Annotated in this window: 4 protein-coding genes and 1 pseudogene; 3 read left to right on the top strand and 2 right to left on the bottom strand. The window is 54.6% G+C overall.

The annotated features are described in order from the left end of the window. Positions 1-309 (bottom strand): annotated as a pseudogene (locus T260_RS1000000140390) (hypothetical protein); the annotation flags it as partial. Continuing rightward, positions 309-896 (bottom strand): hypothetical protein, encoded by a 588-nt coding sequence (locus T260_RS122465; RefSeq protein WP_023634592.1) that lies wholly within the window; start codon positions 894-896, stop codon positions 309-311. The gene T260_RS122465 and the pseudogene T260_RS1000000140390, both read right to left, overlap by 1 nt. A 476-nt stretch (positions 897-1,372) precedes the next feature. Between T260_RS122465 and T260_RS122470 the strand changes: the two genes are divergently transcribed. The 3 genes from T260_RS122470 to T260_RS122480 form a co-directional block, all read left to right on the top strand. Then, positions 1,373-1,807 carry a DUF1284 domain-containing protein gene (locus T260_RS122470; protein WP_031213299.1) on the top strand — a complete coding sequence of 145 codons (435 nt, stop codon included), beginning with the start codon at positions 1,373-1,375 and terminating at the stop codon, positions 1,805-1,807. A gap of 461 nt (positions 1,808-2,268) precedes the next feature. After that, complete coding sequence (locus T260_RS122475) at positions 2,269-3,645, top strand: aspartate kinase (protein WP_023634590.1); 1,377 nt, start codon at positions 2,269-2,271, stop codon at positions 3,643-3,645. Between the two features lie 380 nt (positions 3,646-4,025). Then, the coding region (locus T260_RS122480; RefSeq protein ID WP_023634589.1) for a processed acidic surface protein at positions 4,026-4,927 on the top strand (902 nt) is incomplete at its 3' end.

Raw genomic sequence — 4,927 nt, 5'->3', positions numbered from 1 at the left:
ATTGGAAATCCGGGATGGCCGCTGCTTTGTTTGAGTATGCCCAAATTTATGGAAGGCGTATGTATAATTTTGGATAATCAACACTCGTGCCCCGAACTTGGGCGTTGTCCGAACCCGAAAGGGATGAGGGCGCAAACGACCCAAGAATCCCACGGCTTCAGCCGTGTGGAGTGTCAAATTAGCATGGCTGGACAATGCTGTCAAATTGAAAATGCCAATGCGGCAGTAATAGGATGATGAGAAAAGGCGCCCCGAAGCAACGGGGCGCCTTTGGTTGGCTTCAAGGACTTCGATCGACGGTTTGTCCATCAATCGACTTCCAGACCTTCAAGCCAGCGGCTTGCGTAGACGCTGCAAAGATGATGGAACACTTCGATCGCCTCGTTCGGATCAGCGGCAAAAAAGGTGCTCGCGGCTGTTTCGTTTTCTTCGCGGACGAATTCAAGCAAAAAGTCGGCGGCAATCCGGTTGAACAAAAGAAGGGCGCTGTAGGAGCGCTCAAGCTGGCGTTTCCGCTCGAGCGGGTCGTCGATGGACAAAAACGGACGCTCATAGCGGGCCGTCATCTCCGACAACTGGCGCTGGATTTTGCGCTGGGCGTCAGTGAGCATCGCCTCGATCGTCTGTGGCGATAGAAAGGTTTGCTCGCGCAGCATATAGCCCCAAATTTGCTTGAGCGCATGAGCCGATTCGCTCGCAAACGCGATGTTGCCGAGCAGATCGGCAACGTATTGGTCGTCGTCATCGGTTTGAATGCGCAGTTTCATAATGATTTCGAGCACATCGGAATGAATTTTTTCTTTCCGCCATGATTTCGTCAGCTCATGAAGCAAGACGGAAAGCGAGCGTGCCAATTCTTCTTTCGTCATGATCAGCCAGTCCTTTCCCAGCAACATCGTTCCCTTTCTCATTGTATCATGACGGCTGTCTATTTGAACGCTCTCCCACTTACGCAAACGCTGAGAGGTGAGAGATTCTTGGGAACACCTGTCCCACGGCAGGTTGTTGACCAAGCCATCCCCATGCGTCCCACGGTTCTGCTGTTCTCACTTGCGCTGATCGCGTGGAAGTGGGGGTCTTCTCGGTTAGAGATGATAAATACAAGCAGGAACGTTTTGCATAGCGTTGGTCCAAAAGTGTGTCATCTATTTTTTTCTCTTCGGAGGTAAGCCAAGGCGTGAAACCAATCGCTTTACAGACGTGCATGGGCCTAAAAGCGGTGTTGTTCGCTCTCTCGATGGTCGAAAAAATGTGGCAGTTTATGTTTCGATTGCTGAATGACAGGAGTTGACGTATGATGGAGGCAAAGACGATCGAAACGATGGAGGCGGGGCGGCATATGCTTGAAGAGAAAAAAGAAAGGGGAGAGAAGATGAAACCGGTTCGTTTGCGCGGCCATCATTTGCTTTGTGTGCACGGATTTCGCGGCATGGGCTACAGCCCGTCGTTCGTGGAAAAAATGTGGGAGATCGTGGCCCGCATTCGCGATGAACACGACGATTTCCCGATTGAAGTCGTCGCGGCGCTCGATGAAGCGTGCCTCGCCTGCCCGCATCATGGGGAGACAACGTGTGAAGCCGGCCCGAATTCCGATGCCCACGTCCGTTCGCTTGACGGAAACGTCATTCGCCATTTAGGCTTGGAGCCGGGCAATGTGTATTGGAAGTCCGAACTGATCCGGCGGACGGCGGAACGGGTCAAGCCGGATGATTTGGACGAGTTATGCCGCTACTGTTCGTGGCTGCCATACGGCGTCTGCAAAGAAGGGATCGCCAACGTCCGCCGCGGCAATGTGGCGCAAACGTGAGGGGGCGGACGTTTTCGGAAAAATAAAGGAAGGACGATGGAAAAACGGCGTTGCGCTGAACATCGGCCGTTCGTCAAGGCGGGGGGCTGTTGCAGCGGCATCTGTATATATAGATGCAACGAAGAAGTTTAACATATCCTTGACGGAAAAGCGGTTTGTCCATTTTCGACTGTCGAGGCAAGCCTGTAGCTTGGAAGACCGAACAACCATCCGCTTCACAGACCCATACTGGGGCTGAAAGCGGCGTTGTTCGGTCGCTCGACAGTCGACCCAATGCTCGGTAAAAGCGGCAAATGGTAAAGCTTCAAATGGCATCTATATGTTTTGAAAAGAGTCATGGCCGGCGATGGCGGCGTTTTGGGACGTTCGCGGAAATTTCTAAAAAATGAATAGTTCCATGGGCGGAAAAATGTGATATGATAAACAATTATAGAGACTTTCGACAGAAAGGGTCATGAACGATGAAAGTAGCCAAATTCGGTGGAAGTTCGGTGGCGAGCGCTGCACAATTCCGTAAAGTGGCCGACATCGTCAGCTCGGATATCGAGCGCCGCATCGTCGTCGTGTCGGCGCCGGGGAAACGGTACAAGGACGATGTGAAAGTGACCGATATGCTCATCCAGCTGGCCGAACAAATTGTGGCTGGCGAGCCGCATGAGGAAACAATGGAAGCGATCGTGAAGCGGTATGCTGACATTGCCAATGAGCTGGGGCTGGAAGCCGACGGCTTTTTGGCCGAGCTTGTCGATGACTTGCAGTCGAAAATCAGCGCCTATCGAAGCGAGCCGCCTCGGTTGTTTGACGCCATTAAAGCGAGCGGCGAAGACCATAACGCAAGGCTCATGGCGCTCTATTTGCAAGATTGCGGGCTTGAGGCGAGCTACGTCAGCCCGCTTGAAGCCGGCATCATCGTCACCGATGAGCCGGGCAACGCCCAAGTGCTGCCGGAGTCGTACGACAAACTGAAGCAGCTGCGCGAACGGCGCGGCGTTTTGGTCATCCCAGGATTTTTCGGCTATTCTCGGTCGGGCCATATCGTCACGTTCCCGCGCGGCGGGTCGGATATTACGGGCTCGATCGTCGCCGCGGGCGTCAAAGCGGACGTGTACGAAAACTTTACCGACGTCGACTCGATTTATTGCGTCAATCCGTCGATCGTCGCTGATGCCCGCAAGTTGAAAGAAATCACGTACCGCGAGATGCGTGAGCTGTCGTATTCCGGATTTTCCGTCTTTCATGACGAGGCGCTTGAGCCGGTCTATCGCGCCGGCATCCCCGTTTGCGTAAAAAACACAAACAACCCGGCCGCTCCAGGCACGTGGATCGTCGCCAAGCGCAATCATATCGACGAACCAGTCGCCGGCATTGCAAGCGACACTGGCTTTTGCAGCATCAACATCAGCAAATACTTAATGAACCGTGAGATTGGCTTTGGCCGGCGTGTGCTGCAAATTTTAGAAGACGAAGGCATCTCCTACGAACATACGCCGTCCGGCATCGACAACATGTCGATCATTTTGCGGGCAGATCAACTCGTGGATGGAAAAGATGAGCGCATCCTCGCCCGCATCCGCGAAGAGCTTGCCGTCGATGAGGTGACGATTGAGTACGGCTTGGCGCTCATTATGGTCGTCGGCGAAGGGATGGAAAAAACGATCGGGATGGCGGCGAAAGCCACGACTGCGCTCGCCAACGCCAACATCAACTTGGAGATGATCAACCAAGGTTCGTCCGAAGTGAGCATGATGTTCGGCGTCAAAGAAGAAGTCGTCAACGAGGCGGTTCGCGCCTTGTACAACGCCTACTTCCAACAGGCAACCGTAAGCCCCCTTTCCTAACGCGAAACAGGCGTCCGAAACTCGGGCGCCTGTTCTTATGTACCGAGAAGCCCCCGCTTTCACGCGATCAGCCGAAGGGGGGAATGAATCAGCGTCTTCCATCATGGATGTCCCCCAACGCCGCTCAAAATATCTTGAAAGAAGGACTTCGTTGGAACAGCCAAGTCACAGGGACAGACGGGGATGGTCTGGCTGGCAGTCTGCCTTATGGCAGGTGTCCCCGAGAATCTCCCATCTCTAAGCGTTTGCGTAGGTGGGAGAACGTTCAAGCGCTCTAAGCCGAGCTTTCTTCTTTTTTCGCTGGTTGGCGTACATAAGAGCGGCATGTTCGGAAAATACTACCAATGTACGTCAAAGAAAGCGGAAGGGAGGAAGAACGAATGCGGCAATGGCTAGGAATGGCTGTGCTTGTCGCCGTTTTCGCTTCGTTTCCGGCTGGGGCGGCGGCCATCAGCCGAAGCGAGCTTGAGCAGTACGCTGAGAGCGTCGGCTGGACAGTGAGCGACCTGTTGGCTTATTTGGATCAATACGGCTTGACAGCCGCCGATTTTCGCACCATGGATGAGATGAAACAATGGCTCGGCACGCCCATCACTGACGAGCGGCTTCATGCCGTTCTGCGCCGGCACGGGCTGACGGTTGAGGAGCTCGAGGCGCTGCTTGGCCAGTTTGGCGAAACGGTGCAAGACTACACATTTATCGAAGACTTAGACCGGGCCATCCGTTTTTACTCACAGCACAACGCCGCCATGCAGCAAATCAACGACTTGCTTGGGGCGCTCGGGATGACGGAACAAGAAGTGCGCGCCCTCACCCGCCATATTGCCTCGCTTGACGACCCGCAGTTAGCTGGGCGGCTGGCGGCGCTTCGTGAACGGCTGCGTCCGTTTGCGGAGATGGAAGGGCCGTGGACGGAAACAGAGCGCCGCAAACTGCGGGCGATGTGGGAAGAGGGGCTTCGCTTGCTTAAACTTGAGGCGGACGAGCCGGACATAAAGGCGGCCGGAGCGGAGCCGATCCGCATTCGATTGTACAACCGCCAAGGCGAGGAGGTCGCCGATATCGCCATAACGCGGGAGATGTTGACATCGGGCTACATCGTCCGCGCGGGGGAGAAAGGCATTGACGCGGGGCTGCTCGCTGTAGAGATGAAAGGAAAGATGTATGGGGAAAAACTGCCGGAGACGGCGTCACCGTATTTGACCTATACGTTGGCCGGACTGATGCTCGCTTCCGCCGGGTTCCTTCTTTACCTTTTCGGCCTGTTTTTAGGGACGAAGGA

Source organism: Geobacillus thermopakistaniensis (assembly GCF_000498995.1).
GTDB classification, from domain to species: domain Bacteria; phylum Bacillota; class Bacilli; order Bacillales; family Anoxybacillaceae; genus Geobacillus; species Geobacillus thermoleovorans.
Note: the sequence above shows the minus strand (reverse complement) of the source record. Positions and strands in the feature narration are given on the sequence as shown.

Bases quoted from the DNA above. Each gene is read 5' to 3' on its own strand.
- T260_RS122470 (WP_031213299.1), top strand. From the start codon at position 1,373: ATGAAACCGGTTCGTTTGCGCGGCCATCATTTGCTTTGTGTGCACGGA.
- T260_RS122475 (WP_023634590.1), top strand. From the start codon at position 2,269: ATGAAAGTAGCCAAATTCGGTGGAAGTTCGGTGGCGAGCGCTGCACAA.
- T260_RS122465 (WP_023634592.1), bottom strand. From the start codon at position 896: ATGTTGCTGGGAAAGGACTGGCTGATCATGACGAAAGAAGAATTGGCA.